This window comes from Streptomyces sp. LE64 (genome assembly GCF_052606915.1).
The window spans coordinates 3,915,542-3,933,033 of sequence record NZ_CP199708.1 but is presented as its reverse complement, the minus strand read 5'-3'; the positions used below and the strand labels follow the sequence as shown (position 1 = coordinate 3,933,033).

Here is a 17,492-nt window from a genome sequence, read left to right as displayed (position 1 = left end):
GGATCGATGTCCAGATTCAGTCTCGGCGGACGCAAGCCGCAGCCGTCGCCCGCACCCGGAGCGCACCCCATCGAGGTGCACGTCACGGCGGACGGCGCCGCAACGGTGGGCGGACTGCCGGTCGTCGGCACCGGGGACCAGAATCTCCAGGAGGCGGTGCTCGACCACCTGCACCGGCTGGTGCTCGCCACCGGACACCCGGTCGCGGCCACCGTCCACGACGCACGGATCGGCTACCGCACCCCCATCCTGGTCACCGCGGACGGGGCCAGCGCCTTCGCCGGCGCCCCCGTCCCGCTCCCCGCGCCCCAGGGTGCCGCCCCGGGCGCCGCGGCGCCGCCCGCGCCGGTTCCTCCGGCGACGCCCGTCGCCGCCCCGGCACTGGCACCCGTCCCGGCAACGCCCGCCCCCGTGACCGCCGTCGCCGCGGCCGTCCCGCCGGTCACTCCGGCCGCGCCCCCGCTGCCGCCGGGGTGGTCCGCGCCCGCGCCGGCCGCGCCCCCTCCCCCGGCACCGGCCTCCGCCCCGGCGGGCGCGCCGGCGGGCTCGGGGAACACCGGCCCCTCGCTGCTCGCCGAACCCGTCCGGCGGATCAACGAGGCCGTGGGGATGGGACGGATCGAGTCGGCGGCGGCCATGGCCGAGCAGAGCATCGCCTCGGCGGTACGCACCCTGGGCGGCGAACACGCCGAGGTGCTGCAACTGCGCGAACTCGCCGCCTACATCGCCTACTTGGCGGGGGATGCACCCCGCTCGTTCGCCCTGTCCATGGAGTTGGCGCGGGTGCGGCGCCGCGGGAACGACGCGGTGCGGGCCTTCGCCTGCGTGCAGAGCGCGGCGGCGGCCTGGCGTGCGCTGCGCAGCCCGGCCGAAGGGCTGGCCCTGGGGCACGAACTGGTCACCCTGTGGGAGGACCTGGCCGCGGCGGGCGGGCCGGCCGCGGCCGAGCGCGCCCAACTCGACGCGGCCCGGGCCCGGATGGGCCGACTGGCCGAGCAGGTCGGGGCGGGGACGGACCCGCGGCCGGTGCCGGGGCCCTGATCCCGGTGGGGTGGTGCGCCGGCGCACCACCCCCTTTCACTCGGGGGCGAAGGCGGTCCGGAAGGCACTGTTGACGGCGAGGATGCCGCCGTCCACGGGCAGGGTGACCCCGGTGATCCACGCCGCGTCCGAGGAGGCCAGGAAGGCCACCGCCGCCGCGACGTCCTCCGGCTCGCCCACCCGGCCCAGCGGGTACAGGTGGCGGAGCCGGTCCACGTCCTGACCCCGTTCGGACCAGGCGGGGGTGCGCACCGTGCCGGGGGCGACCAGGTTGACCCGCACCCCGCGCTCGGCCGCCTGGCCCGCGAGCGTACGGGTCAGCGAGCCGAGCCCGGCCTTGGCAGCGCTGTACGCGTGCCCGCCGAAGTTCTGGATGCCGTTCACCGAGCCGATGTTGACGATCGCCCCGCGGCCGGAGGCGGCCAGCGCCTCCAGCGCGGCCCGGGCGCAGCGGAAGGCGCCGACCAGGGTGACGTCCAGGGCGAACGCCCAGTCCTCGTCGGGCAGGTCCTCCGGTCGTTCGGGTTCGTCGCGGGCCGCGTAGGCGTTGTTGACGAGGACGTCCAGCGACCCGAAGGCGGCCACCGCCCGGTCGACCGCGGCCCGGGCGTCCTCCGGGCGCCGCACGTCGCACCGCGCTGGCTCGGCGGTGCCGCCGGCCTCCCGCAGGGCGGCGGCGAGCCGCTCGGCGGCCTCCGGGTCGACGTCCGTGACGAGGACCCGGGCCCCCTCCGCCGCGAACCGGCGGGCCGTCGCCGCTCCGATGCCCCGGCCGGCGCCGGTGACCATGACTCCGTACCCCTCGAACCTCTGTGTCATGGCCAGAACCTACCTGCCGAAATCACTCGGAATCGAGACCTCTGACGCCACAGAAACCCCTCCCGCCCCACAGGGGTTCAGGCGGCGACCGCCTCCCGGACCGCCCGGACCAGCGCCTGGGCGCGGGGGTCCGAGGTGACCGAGGTGCGCAGGCCGTTGGTGAGGTAGCCGAAGGCGATGCCGCTCTCCGGATCGGCGAAGCCGAGCGGACCGCCCCGGCCGGGGTGGCCGAAGGAACCGGGGCCGAGCAGCGGGGAGGCGGGACCGTGCAGCATGTACCCGGCGCCGAACCGGGTGTTGACGACGAGGACCCGGTCGGGCCCGGCGGACTCCTCGGCCCGGGCCGCGGCCAGGGTCCCGGGGGTGAACAGCGCGGGCGCGCCGGACACCGGGCCGATCAGCGCGGCGTAGAAGCGGGACAGGGCCCGTGCGGTCATGATCCCGTTGGAGGCGGGCAGCACGGCGGCCCGGTACGCGGGGTCGTTCTCGTCGGGCGACGGGGTGATCGCGCCGAAGGTGCGGCGGGTGAGCGAGTCGGGGTCCTGGTAGGCCGCGGCGACGTTGCGCCGGGGGCGCAGCACGGGCCCGGCCGCCGGCCCGGCGGGTGCCCGGCTGGAGCCGACCCGACCGACCCGGTGGGCCCGTTCCGCGGGGAGCCCGACCCACAGGTCGAGTCCGAGGGGGCGGGCGAGGTGGGTGTCGACCCACTGTCCGAAGGGGGTGCCGGTGACCCGGCGGACGAGTTCGGCGGCCAGCCAGCCGTAGGTGTGGGCGTGGTAGCCGTGGTCGGTGCCGGGGGTCCAGAACGGACGTTGCGCGGCGAGCGCGGCGGCGGTCAGCTCCGGGTCGGCGGCCTCGGCGGGGGTCAGCGGACGGTCGAGGGCGGGGACCCCGGCCCGGTGCCCGAGCACGTGCCGGACCAGGGTGGCGTCCTTGCCCTCGGCCTTGTACTGCGGCCAGAGGTCGGCGACGGGGGCGTCCAGGTCGAGTTCGCCGCGCTGGTGGAGCAGGAGCAGGGCGGCGGCGGCCACGCCCTTGGTGACGGAGCGCACGATCTGCGCGGTGTCCTGCTGCCAGGGCGCGCCGTCGGGGGCGTCGAGGTCGCGGGCACCGGCCCACAGGTCGACGACCGGGTGTCCGTCCCGGTGGACCACGAGCGCCGCACCGTGCTCGCCGCGCTCGGTGAAGTTCCGGGTGAAGGCGGACCGCACGCCCTCGAAGCCCGGGGCGACGGTGCCGTGCACCTGGACCAGGGTCGGGTGCGCGGGGCGTGCGCCCGTGCTCGCTTCGGTGGTCATCTGTCCGTCCCCCCGTACGGTGTGCGGTCTTCGACGGAACGTGTAACACCCAACGGCTCGGGGGGATTCCCCGGCGCCGCCCGGGGTGCTTCCGGGGGTGCACACCGGGTCCGCGCTCCCGCGTGCGGGACACCCGTGACGGCGGACGAGCGCGCATGGTGTGCGCGGGCGCGGGCAGGTGATCCACCACCGGAGGCCGACATCCCCTGGCCCGCATATCAGAAGATATGGAACATTGGTGCATACACCGCATGCAGAGCGAGCGTGAGGAGTCGTCCGATGACCGCCGTCCAGGAGCGCGCTCGGGCCCATGTCGTGACGGACACCGCGGGCGAGCGCCCCGCCGTCCCCGTCTCCCTGTCGTACGACCCCGACCTCGACCCGGGCGCCGTCCATCTGACCCTTCCGGCCAGCGTGACCGGGGCCGAGGAGTCCGGTGACTGGGTCTTCACCCGGGACCTGCTGGAGCGGGGCCTGACCGCACCGGTGGCGAACGGCCCGGTCAGCATCTGGCCCTGCGGGCGGGCCCAGGCCGTGGTGGAACTGCACTCGGCGACGGGCGTGTCCCTGGTCCAGTTCGACTCCCGGGCGCTGATCCGCTTCCTGGGGCGGACCTATGCGGCGGTGGCCGCAGCCCGCGCCGGCCGACTGCGTTGAGGCGGACCCCGGGGCCCGCCCCAGGGCCGTGGACGACTCAGGCAGGGGACCAGGACCGGTCCGGCGGGGTGCCCGGCTCCTCGCGGAGCACGGGCACCGCTCCCGGTGCCGGGCCGTCCACCAGGGCGTGGGTGACGATGTTGCCGAGGTCCGCCGCGAGCCGTTCCGCCAGGCGTTCCACCCCGCGCACCCAGCCTTCCGGCAGCGGGGCGGGGGCGGTGACCGTCAGGTGCAGGGTGTCCGAGGGCCCGGTGGCGGTTCCGTCGGCGACCGCACCGCTGATCCCGAGGTGCGGGGGCGGCGGATCGAGCTCGGCGAGTGCGCGGGCGCGCACCCGGGCGCGGAGCGCGGGGCCGAGGTCGAGGAGGCCGTCCAGGGCGTCCCACACCAGGTGACCGGGGACCAGGTGCACGTCCTCCCCGCGGGCACGAGGTGCCAGCAGTCCCAACAGTCCCAGGCGGAACAGCACCGCCTCCGTCTGGGAGGCCACCACCGAGGAGGCACGGGTCAGTTCGGCGAGGGTCAGCCGGTCCCCACCGGCCCGGCGGTGCCGGGCCAGGGCGCTGACGATCCGCCCCGATGCACCGGGGAAGAGGGCGGAGACCGGTTCGGCGACGTTCATGGACGACCTCTCGTGCCCTTCCCCGTGCGGAACGCGTACGCCACCGGCTCCCCGTGGGGCGGGCACCGACCGGGCAGCCGGTGGCACTCGAACGCTACCGATCCACCGGCGCACGCCCCACCGGCCCTGGACGGAGACGGCCCGGTCGCCCGGCACTAGGTCAAAGGTCCCGGCACCTCGGACAACGGCCGGGGCCCCGGGGAGCGGCTGCTCCCCGGGGCCCCGGTGCGGTGGTCGGACGGGTCAGACCCGCGCCAGCTCCCGGTCCTCGTCCCGGGGACCGGCGGAGGTGCCGAGGTCCTTGAGCCCCTCGCCCTCCACGTCCACGTTGGGCAGCGCCCGGTCCAGCCACTTCGGCAGCCACCACGCCTTGTCACCGAGCAGGGCCAGCACCGCGGGCACGATCACCATGCGCACCAGGAAGGCGTCGAAGAGGACGGCGACCGCGAGCCCGAACCCGATCATCTTGATCATCTGGTCGCTGGATCCGATGAACCCGGCGAACACCGCGATCATGATGACGGCCGCGGCGGTCACCACCCGCGCCCCGTGCCGGAACCCGGTGACGATCGCCTGACCGGGCCGCTCCCCGTGCACGTACGCCTCGCGCATCCGGGTGACCAGGAACACCTCGTAGTCCATGGCCAGGCCGAACACCACGCCCACCATGAAGATCGGCATCATCGACATGATGGGACCGGTCTCCTCGACCCCGAACAGCCCGCCGAGCCAGCCCCACTGGAAGACCGCGACGACGGCGCCGAGCGCGGCGAGCACCGACAGCAGGAAGCCGAGGGCGGCCTTCAGCGGCACCAGCACCGAGCGGAAGACGATGATCAGCAGCAGGAAGGCGAGGCCGACGACCAGTGCCAGGTAGGGCAACAGCGCGTCGTTGAGCTTCTCCGAGACGTCGATGTTCATCGCGGTGGCACCGGTGACGGTGATGTCCGCGCCGTGCTCCTTCTTCAGCTCGGCGCCCGCGGCCCGGATGTCGTGGACGACGTCCTCGGTCTCGGTGCTGCTCGGCTTGAACTCGGCGATGACACTGATCAGCGCCGTGTCACCGGCCTCGTTGAAGGTGGCCGGGGAGGCGAAGACGACCCCGTCGACCTTGCTGATGGTCTCGACCACGTCCTGGGCGACGGCCTTCGGGTCGTCGGTGCCGCGGAGGTCGGTGGGAACGACCAGCGGACCGTTGAAGCCGGGTCCGAAGCCCTCCGAGAGCAGGTCGTACGCCTTGCGCTGGGTGGTGTCGGTGGGCTGGACGCCGTCGTCGGGCAGGCCGAGGGCCAGCGAACCGGCGGGCAGCGCGGCGGCACCCAGGCCGAGCACGCCGACCAGCAGCACCACCACGGGGCGACGGATGACGAACCGGGCCCACTTGGTGCCCATGTTGACCTTGGCCTCGACGGGCTCGGCGGCGGCGTCGGTGGCCGGAGCGGCGCCCTTCTTGCCGCCGCGCAGCTTGCCCTTGGCGCTCGCCGGGCGGATCTTGCGCCCGGCGTAGCCGAGCAGCGCCGGGATCATGGTGAGGGCGATCAGCACGGCGATGGCGACGGTGCCGGCCGCGGCCACGCCCATCTTGGTGAGCATCGGGATGTTGACGACGGCGAGGCCGACCAGGGCGATCACCACGGTCAGACCGGCGAACACCACGGCGGAGCCGGCGGTGCCGACCGCGCGCCCGGCGGCCTCCTCGCGCTCCCGGCCCTCGTCCAGTTCCGCGCGGTAGCGGGAGACGATGAACAGGGCGTAGTCGATGCCGACCGCGAGGCCGATCATCATGGCGAGGGTGCCGGTGGTGGTGCCGAGGTCCAGGACCTTGGCCAGGGCGGTGATCGTCGAGATGCCGATGCCCACCCCGATCAGGGCGGTGAGCAGCGGGAGCCCGGCCGCGACCAGCGAACCGAGGGTGATGACCAGGACGACCGCGGCGATGGCGATGCCGATGATCTCCGCGGTGCCGGTGTGCGGCATGACCTGGAGGGCGTCACCGCCGACCTCGACGGCCAGCCCGCCGGTGCGGGCGTCCTCGACCGTCTTCTCCAGGGCGTCCCGGGAGTCGTCCTTCAGCTCCATGCTGTTGACCTCGTACGTGACCTGCGCGTACGCGATCTCACCGCTCTTGCTGACGGACTGGGTGGCGTAGGGGTCGGTGACGTTGGCCACCTGCTCGTCCTTGCCGAGCTTCTCGACGGCGTCCTGCACGACCGCCTTGTGCGCGGCGTCGTTCATCGTCTGGCCCTCGGGGGCCTTGAAGACGACGCGGGCCGTGGCACCGTCGGCGGCGGAGCCCGGGAAGCGCTCTTCCAGGAGGTCGAAGGCGCGCTGGGCCTCCGTGCCGGGAATGGAGAAGGAGCCGGCCCCCGGTGCCGGCGCGCTGGCGGCGCCGACCCCCGCGAGGGTCAGCAGCGCCACCCAGATGAGGGCGACGAAGTGGCGGCGGCGGAAGGCCAGCCGACCGACTTTGTAGAGGAACGTGGCCACGACAGAGGTACTCCCGGTCAGGTCGTGTGCGTACAGAGGGCAGGGATCACCAGCCCGACGACGTGAGCGGTCGCGTCAGGTGGAGCGGGGCGCGGCCCATGGGTGGGGGACGGCCCGGTGGTGCGGAGGAACGGGAAGGTGACGGACGGAGCGCGACCGGGTGGGGTGCCCGGAACGCGGACCGGGGTCAGAGGCCGAGGGCGGGGACGATCACGGCATCGACGTAGTCGTGCAGGAACTCCTGCGTGGGCGGCCGGTCATCGATCAGGGTCCGGGTGACGAAAGCGCCCAACAGCATGTGCAGGACGTATCCCAGGGCGGGATGGTCCGCACTGACCTCGCCGCGCTCGACGCCCCGTTGCAACAGGACCTCCAGCTCGGCCAGCTCCGGCTCGATGACCTCTTCCCGGAAGACCCGGAGGAGGTCCGGCTCGGCTTGGATGGCCATCGCGAGACCGCGGATCAACGCCGATTCCTGCTCCAACTGGCAGTCGTCGGCCCGCATCACCAGGGCGTGGAAATCACCGTGCAGCGTGCCCGTGTCGACGTCGTCGACACTGGCGTGCTTGTGTCCGCGCAGCGCCTCGACGATCAGACGGGGCTTGCTGCCCCACTGACGGTAGAGGGTGGCCTTGCTGGACCGGGTGCGCGCCGCGACGGCGTCCATCGTCAACCCGTCGTAACCGACCTCGCGCAAGAGGTCGAGTACGGCGGCGTACAGCTCCGCCTCGCGTTCGGGGGTGATGCGACTGCGGCGCGCCATCGTCACCTCGGCCATGCCCTCATCCCCCTTCGTATCGCGCGGCAGTCTAACGGCTACTGACCGTGTCACACCCCCGACGGGCACCACACGCACGGCAGCCAACCTGATCGGTACGAAACCGTTTCGTACGGATGCCACGTTACCCGACCCACCAAGCGAAACGAAACCGTTTCGTACGTGTTCTGCGCCACAGCCGCACGGTGTCGACGCTGCCGCCTGAGTTGCCGCCCCCGCGCCCCGGGAAAACCATGGAAGGGTGACCGACCCCACAGGCCAGCCACCCCCCGCGGACACCCGACCCCCCGCCGCTGCCGCCGGCGTCGACCACGTCACCGACGCCCCGCCCACCGACCCCGGGTACCTGCGCTTCCCCCACCTCCACGGTGACCTGCTCGCCTTCGTCGCCGAGGATGACCTGTGGGTCGCCCCGCTGCACCCCGCCGGCGCGAACCCGCCGCGCGCCTGGCGACTCACCGTGGACCGCACCCGCGTCGGTCACCCCCGCTTCTCCCCCGACGGCACCCTGATCGCGTACACGAGCTGGCGCAGCCTCGACCCGGAGGTGCACCTCGTGCCCGTCGCCGGCGGCCCCGCCCGGCGGCTCACCTACTGGGGCGCCCCCGACACCCGGGTCTGCGGTTGGGCACCGCCCGACGAGGACGGCCACTGCGACGTCCTGGCCGTCGCCTCGCACGGCCAGCCCTTCACCTACTTCGCCTGGGCCCACCGGCTGCCCCTCGACGGTTCCCCCGGGGGCCGTCTCCCCTGGGGCCCGGTCAGCGACCTCGCCGTCGCCCCGCTCGACGGGGAACCCCGCACCCTCCTCCTCACCGGGAAGCCACCGCACGAACCCGCCTCCTGGAAGCGGTACCGCGGCGGGGCCACCGGCCGACTGTGGCTGCACGGCGAACGGCTGCTCGAAGGGCTCGGCGGACACCTGGAGTCCCCGATGATCGTCGCCGGACGGATCGCGTTCCTCTCCGACCACGAGGGCGTCGGCAACCTGTACTCCTGCCGCCCGGACGGCACCGACCTGCGCCGCCACACCGACCACGACGCCTTCTACGCCCGCAACGCCGCCAGCGACGGCGAGCGGATCGTCTACCAGTGCGCGGGCGGGCTGTGGCTCGTCGACGACCTCTCCCCGCACGCCCGCCCCCGACGGCTGGACGTGCGCCTCGGCGGCCCCCGCGCCGGGCGCCGCCCCTACCAGGTGGCCGCCGCCCGCCACGTGGACGGGCTCTCGGTGGACGAGACCGGGCGGGCCAGCGCGATCGTGGTGCGCGGCAGCCTCTACTGGCTCACCCACCGCGACGGCCCCGCCCGCACCCTCGCCGACACCCCCGGAGTACGGGTGCGGCTCCCCGTGCTGCTCGGCTCGGGCGGCGGGCGGGTCGCCTACGTCACGGACGCCGACGGCGCCGACGCCGTCGAGATCGCCTACCTGCCGCGCGCCTCCGGCGACCGCCCGCCGCGCCGGCTCGCCGCCGGTGCCCCGGGCGAACTGGGCCACGTCCTCGAACTCGTCCCCGATCCGGACGGCGACCGGCTCGCCATCGCCGCGAACGACGGACGGCTGCTCCTCCTCGACACCGCCGAGGACCCCACGGACCCGGTCGTCACGGGCGCCGGGGTCACCACGGACGCCGGAGCGGCGCCGGACGCGGCCCTTCCGGACACCGGGACCGCCGAGGACGGACCTGCGGACCCCGACCCGCCGCGCCCCGGCGCCCGCGCCGGCGGCCCGACGGAGCTGATCCGCTCGCTCAACGGCCCGGTCACCGACCTCGCGTTCTCCCCCGACGGCGCCTGGCTCACCTGGTCGCACCCCGGAATCGGGCGGAGCCTGCGCTCCATCAAACTGGCCCGGATCACCGGCCCCGGCGCGGGCACCGTCATCGACGTCACCCAGGGCCGCTTCGAGGACGAGAACCCGGTCTTCACCAGCGACGGCCGCTACCTCGCCTTCCTCTCCTGGCGCGGCTTCGACCCGGTCTACGACGTGCACACCGGTGACCTGTCGTTCCCGCTGGGCTGCCGCCCCTACCTCGTCCCACTCTCCTCCGCGACCCCGTCCCCGTTCGCGCTGCTCCCGGACGGACGCCCCGCCGCGGGCGGCCTGGACCCGGCGGAGGAGGGCGAGCCGCCGGGCTCCGACGCCGGCGCCGTGACCATCGAGGTGGAGGGGCTGGAACCACGGGTCACCCCCTTCCCGGTGCCCGCCTCCAAGTACTCCGCCCTGAGCCCGGTCGCCGGCGGCGGGCTGGTCTGGCTGCGCTGGCCCATCTCCGGGGCGCTCGGCGAGACCTTCGCCAACCCCGCCGACACCTCGGGCCGCCCCACCCTCGAACACTTCGACATCACCAAGGCCAAGCGCACCGAACTGGTCGACCACCTCGACTGGTTCGCCGTGAGCGGGGACGGCACCCGCCTGGTCGTGATGGACGAGGACGAGCTGCGCGCCCAGCCGGCCGCCGACCCCGGCGACGGCGACTCCACCGTCTGGATCGACCTGCGCCGCATCCTCCACGACGTCGATCCGCCCGCCGAGTGGCGGGGAGCGTACGAGGAGGCCGGGCGGATCATCCGCGCCCATTACTGGGAACCCGGCATGGGCGGCATCGACTGGGACGCCGTCCTGGACCAGTACCGGCCGCTGGTCGACGCGGTCGCCTCCCCCGACGAGTTCGCCGACCTGCTGCGCGAAGTGCTCGGCGAACTCGGCACCTCCCACGCGTACGTGACGCCCGCCCGGCGCAACGAGGGTCCGCCGCACTACGAGCGCCCCCAGGGGATGCTCGGCGCCGACCTCGTCCGACGCCCCGAGGGCTGGCTCGTCGAACGGATCCTGCCCGGCGACTCCTCCGACTCCAAGGCCCGCTCGCCGCTCGCCGGCACCGGCATCCGCGAGGGAGCCGCGCTCACCCATGTCGACGGCCGCCCCGTCGACCCGGTCGCGGGGCCGTTCCCGCTGCTCGCCGCGGCCGGCGGCACCACCGTCGAACTGACCTTCGCCCCGGCCGGGGGTACCGGGCCGCCCCGCCGGGTGGCCGTGGTCCCGCTCGTCGACGACCGCCCGCTGCGCTACCAGCACTGGGTGGCCAAACGGCGCGAGGTGGTCCGCCGGCTCAGCGGCGGCAAGTGCGGCTACCTGCACATCCCCGACCTCGGCGGCTCCGGGTGGGCCCAGTTCAACCGGGACCTGCGCGGCGAGGTGGCCCGACCGGCACTCATCGTGGACGTGCGCGGCAACGCCGGCGGTCACATCAGCGAACTCGTCGTCGAGAAGCTGACCCGCACCATCCTCGGCTGGGACCTCACCCGGGACGCCCAACCCGTCTCGTACGCCTCCCACGCCCCGCGCGGCCCCATCGTCGCCCTGGCCGACGAGGCCACCTCCTCGGACGGCGACATGATCACGGCCGCGTTCAAGCTGCTGGAGATAGGCCCGGTGGTCGGCCAGCGCACCTGGGGCGGCGTCGTCGGCATGACGGGCCGCCACCAGCTCGGCGACGGCACGGTGATCACGGTCCCGATGAACGCCGCCTGGTTCGACGCCTACGGATGGTCCGTGGAGAACCACGGCGTCGAGCCCGATCTGCCCGCCCTGCGCACCCCCCTGGACTGGGCCGAGGGCCGGTACGCCGTCCTCGACGACGCGGTGACCCTGGCCCTGGAACTGCTCGCCCGGCACCCGGCGGCCTCGCCCCCCGACTACTCCTCCGTGCCGGACCGCACCCGCCCCCCGTTGCCGCCCCGCCCCGACTGAACCGACCGCCCGTCGCCCGTCCGCTGCTCCCCGGGCCGGGGCCGACCACCGTGGACGATCAAGGGAACGGCCGCCTACGCTCCCGTGAGCAGACGGCGCCCGTGATCGTCGGCAGTGTCGCCGCGCCCCGGGCGCCGATCGCGGACCAGGTTCACGGAGGCACCACGCCATGCCCGAGCAGCACCGCGGCCCCGAGCGGAACGACTCCGCCCCCGCCCCGCGAACGCACCCCCACGTACGGGTCGCGGTGATCGGCAGCGGCTTCGGCGGACTCGGCGCCGCGATCCGCCTGCGCCGCGAGGGCGTCGAGGACTTCGTCGTGCTGGAGCGGGCGGGCTCGGTCGGCGGCGCCTGGCGCGACAACGACTACCCGGGCTGCGCCTGCGACATCCCCTCCCACCTGTACTCCTTCTCCTTCGCCCCGCACCCCCACTGGCCGCGCACCTTCTCCGGCCAGGAGCACATCCGCGGCTATCTGGAGCACCTCACCGACGCCCACCGGATCCGCCCCCGCCTACGGCTGCACCACGAGCTGACCCGGGCCCGCTGGGACCCCGCCCGCCTGCGGTGGGAGCTGACGACCACCGGCGGTTCCCTCACCGCCGACCTCGTCGTCAGCGCCACCGGACCGCTGTCCGACCCGAAGGTCCCCGAGGTGCCCGGCCTCGACTCGTTCCCCGGCGAGGTGTTCCACTCCGCCCGCTGGAACCACGACCACGACCTGCGGGGCGCCCGGATCGCGGTCGTCGGCACCGGCGCCTCCGCAGTCCAGTTCGTCCCGGAGATCCAACCGGACGCGGCCCGGCTCACCCTCTTCCAGCGCACCCCGCCCTGGGTCCTGCCGCGCCGTGACCGTGCCACCAGCGGTCTCGAACGCCGACTGCACCGACTGCTTCCGCTCACCATCCGGATGCGCCGGAGCGCGCTCTGGGGCGTGCGCGAACTCCAGACCTATGCGTTCACCCGGCAGACCCGGCTGCTCCAAGTGGTCGAGCGGGCCGCCCGCCGGCACCTGGCCGACGCGGTCGCCGATCCGGTCCTGCGGGCCGCGCTCACCCCCGACTACCGTCTGGGCTGCAAGCGCATCCTGCTCTCCAACACCTACTACCCGGCGCTCGCCCGCCCCAACGTCGAGGTGATCGGCGCCGGCCTCGCCGAGGTCCGCGGCGACACCCTGGTCGCCGCGGACGGCACCGAGGCCCGGGCCGACGTCATCGTCTTCGGCACCGGCTTCCGCGTCACCGAACCACCGGTCGCCGAACGGGTCACCGGCATCGACGGACGCACCCTCGCCGAGCACTGGCAGCACGGCATGCACGCACTGCGGGGCACCACCATCCACGGCTTCCCCAACTGGCTCACCATCATCGGCCCCAACACCGGCCTCGGCAGTTCCTCGATGACCCTCGTCATCGAGGCGCAACTCGCCTACCTCGCCGACTACCTGCGCCGACTCGACGCCCTCGGCGGCGCCGGCGCTCCGGTCGCGCTCGTGCCCCGCGCGAGCGCCGTGCACGCCTGGAACGCGATGGTCCAGCGCCGACTGGCGCGCACCGTCTGGCACACCGGCGGCTGCCGCAGTTGGTACGTCGACGCGGGGGGCCGCAACACCACCGTCTGGCCGGGCACCACCACCGAGTTCCGGACCGCGACGCGCCGCGTCGACCTGCGCGAGTACGAGGTGCTGCGTCCGGCTCCGCCCGCCGCCGGTCAACTGCCGTAGACGACGGTCACCGGTGCGTGGTCCGACCAGCGCAGCTCGTGGCTGTCGGCGCGCTCGACGGTGCCCTTCAGCGCCCGCTCGGCGAGGCCGGGGGTGGCGATCTGGTAGTCGATCCGCCATCCGCTGTCGTTGTCGAAGGCGCGGCCGCGGTAGGACCACCAGGAGTAGGGCCCGTCCACGTCGGGGTGCAGGGCACGCACCACGTCCACGTAGCCGCCGTCCGTCGGGTCGAGCACCCGGTCCAGCCAGGCCCGTTCCTCGGGGAGGAAGCCGGCGTTCTTGCGGTTGCTCCGCCAGTTCTTCAGGTCGGCCTCGCGGTGGGCGATGTTCCAGTCGCCGCACACCACGACCTCGCGCCCGTCCGCCGCGGCCCGGGCCCGCAGGTCCACCAGGTGGGGCAGGAAGGCGTCCATGAACCGGAACTTCTCCTCCTGGCGCTCGGTGCCGACCTCCCCGGAGGGCAGGTAGAGGCTGGCCACGGTGACACCCGGCAGGTCGGCCTCCAGATAGCGTCCGCTGTCGTCGAACTCCGCCACCCCGAACCCGGTCCGCACCGCGTCCGGCTCCCGGCGGGTGAGCAGCGACACGCCCGCCCGGCCCTTCGCGGCGGCCGGCGCGTGGAAGCCGTGCCACCCCTCGGGCGCCCGGACGGCTTCGGGCAGCTGCGCCGGCTCGGCGCGGACCTCCTGGAGGCACACCACATCGGCGGACGTCCGCGCGAGCCACTCCACGAAGCCCTTCTTGGCGGCGGCCCGCAATCCGTTGACGTTGACGGAGGTCACAGTGAGCATCGGGGCAGCCTACCGGCACACTGGCAGGTGGCCCGTGCGGGCGCTCCACCCCGACCACTGCATAGAAGTACGATAGACAGCATGAATATACGCATCGCCTCCTTCGCCCACCCGGACGCCGTGCGGCTGAACGACCGCGTCCAGCTGGAGTACGCCGAGCGGTACGGCGGCGACGGCGACGCGACCCCGCTGGACCCCACGATGTTCGAGCCGCCCCGCGGGCTGTACCTGATCGTGTACGAGGCGGACGGCACCCCGATCGCCACCGCCGGCTGGCGCAGCCAGAGCACCGGCCCCGAGGGGTACACGGACGGCGACGCCGAGATCAAGCGCATGTACGTCACGCCGGAGGCCCGGGGCCGCGGCCTGGCCCGGCTCCTGCTCGCCCGACTGGAGTCCGACGCCCGCACCGCCGGCCGCATCCGCATGGTCCTGGAGACGGGCACCGCCCAGCCCGAGGCCGTCGCCCTCTACGAGTCCAGCGGCTACCTGCCGTGCGCGAAGTTCGGCCACTACCGCGAGAGCCCGCTGACCCTCTGCTATTCCAAGGCCCTGACGGCCTGAGCCCGGGCGGCGGCTCAGGCCGCCGCCCCGCCCCGCCCGGTCGGGGCGGTCACCGCACCGGACGCGCTTTCGGCGGTCGCCTCGCGCCCGCCCGCGACCGGCCGTTCCACCATGCCGACCACCACCCCGGCGATGATGACCGCACCGCCGACCGCCTGGGCGAGCCGGATCGACTCCCCGTTGATCAGCACGGCCCCCAGAACGCCGAAGACCGGCACCAGGTTCAGCACGTTCACCGCGACGCTCGACGGCAGGCGGCGCAGACCGTGGTTGTAGAGCAGGAAGGCGCCGACCGAACAGGCCACGGCCAGGTAGGCCAACAGCGTCCCGGAGACCGCCCCGGGCATCCGCCACTCGCCGACCTCCCACAGGGAGGCCAGCAGGAATCCGGCGGCGCCCGCCACCGTCTGGTGATAGGTGACGCCGAGGGCGTCCTGGCCCTCGTTCGCCCGTTTGCCGAGCACGTTGTAACCGGCCCAGGCCACCCCGCCGAGCAGCAGCAGGAGGTCACCCGCCCAGCGCGAACCACCGCCGACCTCGGCCCCGTTGCGCACCACGAGGAAGGCGCCGAAGGTGGCCAGCAGCACGCCGGCCACCCGAAGGGGTGACATGCGCGTACCGAGGGCGACCCGTTCCCACAGCATCGTCATCAACGGGTAGGTGGCCACGATCAGCGAGGCGTCGGACGCGGTGGAGAGGTCGACGCCGACGTTCTCCAGCACGAAGTAGACGGTGATGCCCAACAGTCCGCTCAGGTAGAGCCGTCGCCGCTGCCGGACGTCCGGTCGGGCCGGGCGGTTGCGGCGCAGCCACATCACCACGCCCAGCAGCAGCGCCGCGAGGGTGAACCTGACGGCACCGATCGTGAGGGGGCCGACGTCGTCCAACACCCGTTTGGTGACGGCGTACGAACTGCTCCACAGCAGTGCAGCCACCGCCACCGCGAGCACCGCACGCGGGTCAGGCCAACGCTCCCGCATTCGAAGTCCACACCCCTCACACACCATCGAAACCCTGGGAAACCGAATAAAGAATAAGCATCTTCACGTTCACCCAGCAAAGAAACCAATGAAACCCGATAGAATCCGAATAACATTCGGATTCTGCAAAGGTGAATCGAGCATGGACGAACTAGATTCGGCGCTGGTGCGGATGCTCCAGGAGGACGGCCGGCGGACCAACCGGGAGATGGCCGAGGCCCTCGGCATCGCACCGTCCACCTGCCTCGAACGAGTGCGGTCCCTGCGTCAGCGCGGGGTGCTCACCGGCTATCACGCGGACGTGGACCTCGCCTCACTGGGCCGCGGACTCCAAGCGGTGATCGCCGTGCGGGTCCGGCCGCCCACCCGCTCCGTGATCGAGGCGTTCCAGGCGTTCCTGGAGGACATGCCCGAGGTCGTCTCGATCTTCGTCCTCACGGGGAACGACGACTTCCTCGTGCACGTCGCCGTGCGCGACACGGACCATCTGCACGCCCTGGTCCTCGACAAGTTGACAAAACGACCCGAACTCGCAGACGTCCGCACCTCGGTGGTCTACGGACACCTGCGCCAGAAGGTCATCACCCCGCTGTGACCCGACCCCCGTGTCGACCGCCCGACCCGGTGATACTGAGGGGGGTCCGTCGGCACCGGTCGGCCGCACCCGACCCCGTCCGCGTCGACCGGTGTCCGCCAGGGAGTGCCCTTCATGTCCGTCGAGAACGCGGTCCGTGTCCACGAGCGGCTCGCCGAGTACCGCAACCGCTTCGACGCGCTGTTCGCGGAGTACTTCGACGCGCTCGCCCGACGGCCCCTCGCCCACGGTTCGTTCGCGGTCGAAGCGCTGGACCTGGTGCGGGACATGTCGCTGCGCGGCGGAAAACGGCTGCGGGTGGCACTGGTGCACGAGGCGGCACGACTGGTCGCTCCCGATCCCGTGCCCGGGCTGGACGAGGCCGCGCTCAGCATCGAGCTGCTCCAGACGCACGGACTCATCCACGACGACATCGTCGACGACTCACCGGTGCGCCGCGGCGCACCGTCCGTGTACTACGCCTACCGGGAGCGGTTCCCCGACCGTCCGCAGACGGCGCTGGGCCTCGCCGTCCTGGCCGGGGACCTGGCCGCCTTCCTGTCCCTACAGGTGCTGTTGGACGCGCCCCTCCCCCGGGACCTGCGCCAGGCCATGGCCGCAGTGCAGGCGACGACGGGCGCGGACACGGTCGTCGGTCAGTTCCTCGACCTGGAACGCGACTTCGGGCCCGTGCCCGACCGGGAACGGCTGGACCTGGTGTCCGACCACAAGAGCGCCCGGTACTCGGTGCTGGCCCCCTTGCGGCTGGGCCTGCTCGCCGCCGGCGAGGACCCGGCCTGCCACCACGACGAACTGGCCCGGTACGCCCGGCTGGTCGGGGTGAGCGGTCAACTGCGCGACGACTACCTCGACCTCTTCGCCGACCCCGGCACGACGGGCAAGCCGGCCGGCACCGATCTGCGCGCGGGCCGTCTGAGCTACGCCGTGTGCGCCCTGCTGGCAGCGACGGGCGGCCGGGACCGGGAGGTGGTGGAGGCCGCGCTGTCCGACCCCGTTTGCCCCCCGGAGACCGTCGAACGGGTCCAGGAGACCGCCCGCCGCCACGGCGTCGACGAACGGCTGCGCGAGGACATCCGCCGGTCCGCCCGGGAGGCGTCCGCACTCGCGGCGACCTGGCGTCCGCGGTGGCGGGGCGAGGCCGTGGACTTCTTCGAGCAGTTGCCGCTGTGGGGCGCGGAGCGCACCCTGTGACGCGGGTCCGCCTCGGGTGGGGCGGACGACGTCCGTGGCCGGGCACCCGCGGCGGGCGTCCCGGAGCGACGAGCGGCTTACGACCGGCACCAGAAGCCCTTGGGCGAGCCCAAGGGACATGCGCTCCGTGGGGTGTTCACACACGCCTCCGACCAGGCGGCGACGGAAGCAGCGGGAGATCGCTTCCCCGAT

14 protein-coding genes are annotated in these 17,492 nt (G+C 73.6%); 7 read left to right on the top strand and 7 right to left on the bottom strand.

Features of this window, described 5'->3' with window-relative positions; all coding sequences use genetic code 11:
* Positions 1-6: 6 nt before the first annotated feature.
* Positions 7-1,041, top strand: coding sequence for a tetratricopeptide repeat protein (locus tag ACSMX9_RS17845; protein WP_445395085.1), 1,035 nt, complete (start codon positions 7-9; stop codon positions 1,039-1,041).
* 36 nt (positions 1,042-1,077) lie between these two features.
* Here ACSMX9_RS17845 and ACSMX9_RS17840 read toward each other — a convergent pair whose 3' ends face one another.
* Together ACSMX9_RS17840 and ACSMX9_RS17835 are read right to left on the bottom strand one after the other, a co-directional pair.
* Positions 1,078-1,860: an SDR family NAD(P)-dependent oxidoreductase gene (locus ACSMX9_RS17840; RefSeq protein ID WP_445395084.1), complete on the bottom strand. Its 783-nt coding sequence runs from the start codon at positions 1,858-1,860 to the stop codon at positions 1,078-1,080.
* Between the two features lie 77 nt (positions 1,861-1,937).
* Positions 1,938-3,158 (bottom strand): serine hydrolase domain-containing protein, encoded by a 1,221-nt coding sequence (locus tag ACSMX9_RS17835; protein ID WP_445395083.1) that lies wholly within the window; start codon positions 3,156-3,158, stop codon positions 1,938-1,940.
* A 279-nt stretch (positions 3,159-3,437) separates the two neighbouring features.
* On the opposite strand from ACSMX9_RS17835, the gene ACSMX9_RS17830 reads away from it, so the two are divergent.
* Entirely contained in the window at positions 3,438-3,815 is a 378-nt protein-coding gene (locus ACSMX9_RS17830; RefSeq protein WP_445395082.1) for an SsgA family sporulation/cell division regulator, read from the top strand.
* A 37-nt stretch (positions 3,816-3,852) separates the two neighbouring features.
* On the opposite strand, the gene ACSMX9_RS17825 is transcribed toward ACSMX9_RS17830, so the two are convergent.
* The 3 genes from ACSMX9_RS17825 to ACSMX9_RS17815 all read right to left on the bottom strand — a co-directional run bounded on the left by ACSMX9_RS17825 (position 3,853) and on the right by ACSMX9_RS17815 (position 7,702).
* Positions 3,853-4,437, bottom strand: coding sequence for a hypothetical protein (locus ACSMX9_RS17825; RefSeq protein ID WP_445395081.1), 585 nt, complete (start codon positions 4,435-4,437; stop codon positions 3,853-3,855).
* A gap of 243 nt (positions 4,438-4,680) precedes the next feature.
* The gene (locus tag ACSMX9_RS17820) at positions 4,681-6,924 is read right to left on the bottom strand and encodes an MMPL family transporter (RefSeq protein ID WP_445395080.1); all 2,244 of its coding nucleotides are present in this window, start codon (positions 6,922-6,924) and stop codon (positions 4,681-4,683) included.
* 187 nt (positions 6,925-7,111) lie between these two features.
* On the bottom strand, positions 7,112-7,702 hold the full coding sequence (locus ACSMX9_RS17815; RefSeq protein ID WP_445395079.1) for a TetR/AcrR family transcriptional regulator: 591 nt from the start codon (positions 7,700-7,702) through the stop codon (positions 7,112-7,114).
* 346 nt (positions 7,703-8,048) lie between these two features.
* Here ACSMX9_RS17815 and ACSMX9_RS17810 point away from each other — a divergent pair, with 346 nt between their 5' ends.
* Positions 8,049-11,456: a S41 family peptidase gene (locus ACSMX9_RS17810; protein ID WP_445403017.1), complete on the top strand. Its 3,408-nt coding sequence runs from the start codon at positions 8,049-8,051 to the stop codon at positions 11,454-11,456.
* A 169-nt stretch (positions 11,457-11,625) separates the two neighbouring features.
* Positions 11,626-13,179 carry a flavin-containing monooxygenase gene (locus ACSMX9_RS17805; protein WP_445395078.1) on the top strand — a complete coding sequence of 518 codons (1,554 nt, stop codon included), beginning with the start codon at positions 11,626-11,628 and terminating at the stop codon, positions 13,177-13,179.
* Here ACSMX9_RS17805 and ACSMX9_RS17800 read toward each other — a convergent pair.
* A complete protein-coding gene (locus ACSMX9_RS17800) occupies positions 13,167-13,970 on the bottom strand; it encodes an exodeoxyribonuclease III (RefSeq protein WP_445395077.1) in 804 nt (267 codons plus the stop codon). The genes ACSMX9_RS17805 and ACSMX9_RS17800 overlap by 13 nt on opposite strands.
* An 81-nt stretch (positions 13,971-14,051) precedes the next feature.
* Here ACSMX9_RS17800 and ACSMX9_RS17795 point away from each other — a divergent pair, with 81 nt between their 5' ends.
* Complete coding sequence (locus ACSMX9_RS17795) at positions 14,052-14,534, top strand: GNAT family N-acetyltransferase (RefSeq protein ID WP_445395076.1); 483 nt, start codon at positions 14,052-14,054, stop codon at positions 14,532-14,534.
* Between the two features lie 14 nt (positions 14,535-14,548).
* Here ACSMX9_RS17795 and ACSMX9_RS17790 read toward each other — a convergent pair whose 3' ends face one another.
* Positions 14,549-15,514 (bottom strand): DMT family transporter, encoded by a 966-nt coding sequence (locus ACSMX9_RS17790; protein WP_445395075.1) that lies wholly within the window; start codon positions 15,512-15,514, stop codon positions 14,549-14,551.
* A 142-nt stretch (positions 15,515-15,656) separates the two neighbouring features.
* Here ACSMX9_RS17790 and ACSMX9_RS17785 point away from each other — a divergent pair, with 142 nt between their 5' ends.
* Together ACSMX9_RS17785 and ACSMX9_RS17780 are read left to right on the top strand one after the other, a co-directional pair.
* On the top strand, positions 15,657-16,109 hold the full coding sequence (locus ACSMX9_RS17785) for an Lrp/AsnC family transcriptional regulator (RefSeq protein WP_351241362.1): 453 nt from the start codon (positions 15,657-15,659) through the stop codon (positions 16,107-16,109).
* A gap of 114 nt (positions 16,110-16,223) precedes the next feature.
* Complete coding sequence (locus tag ACSMX9_RS17780) at positions 16,224-17,300, top strand: polyprenyl synthetase family protein (RefSeq protein WP_445395074.1); 1,077 nt, start codon at positions 16,224-16,226, stop codon at positions 17,298-17,300.
* The last annotated feature ends 192 nt before the right edge of the window (positions 17,301-17,492 follow it).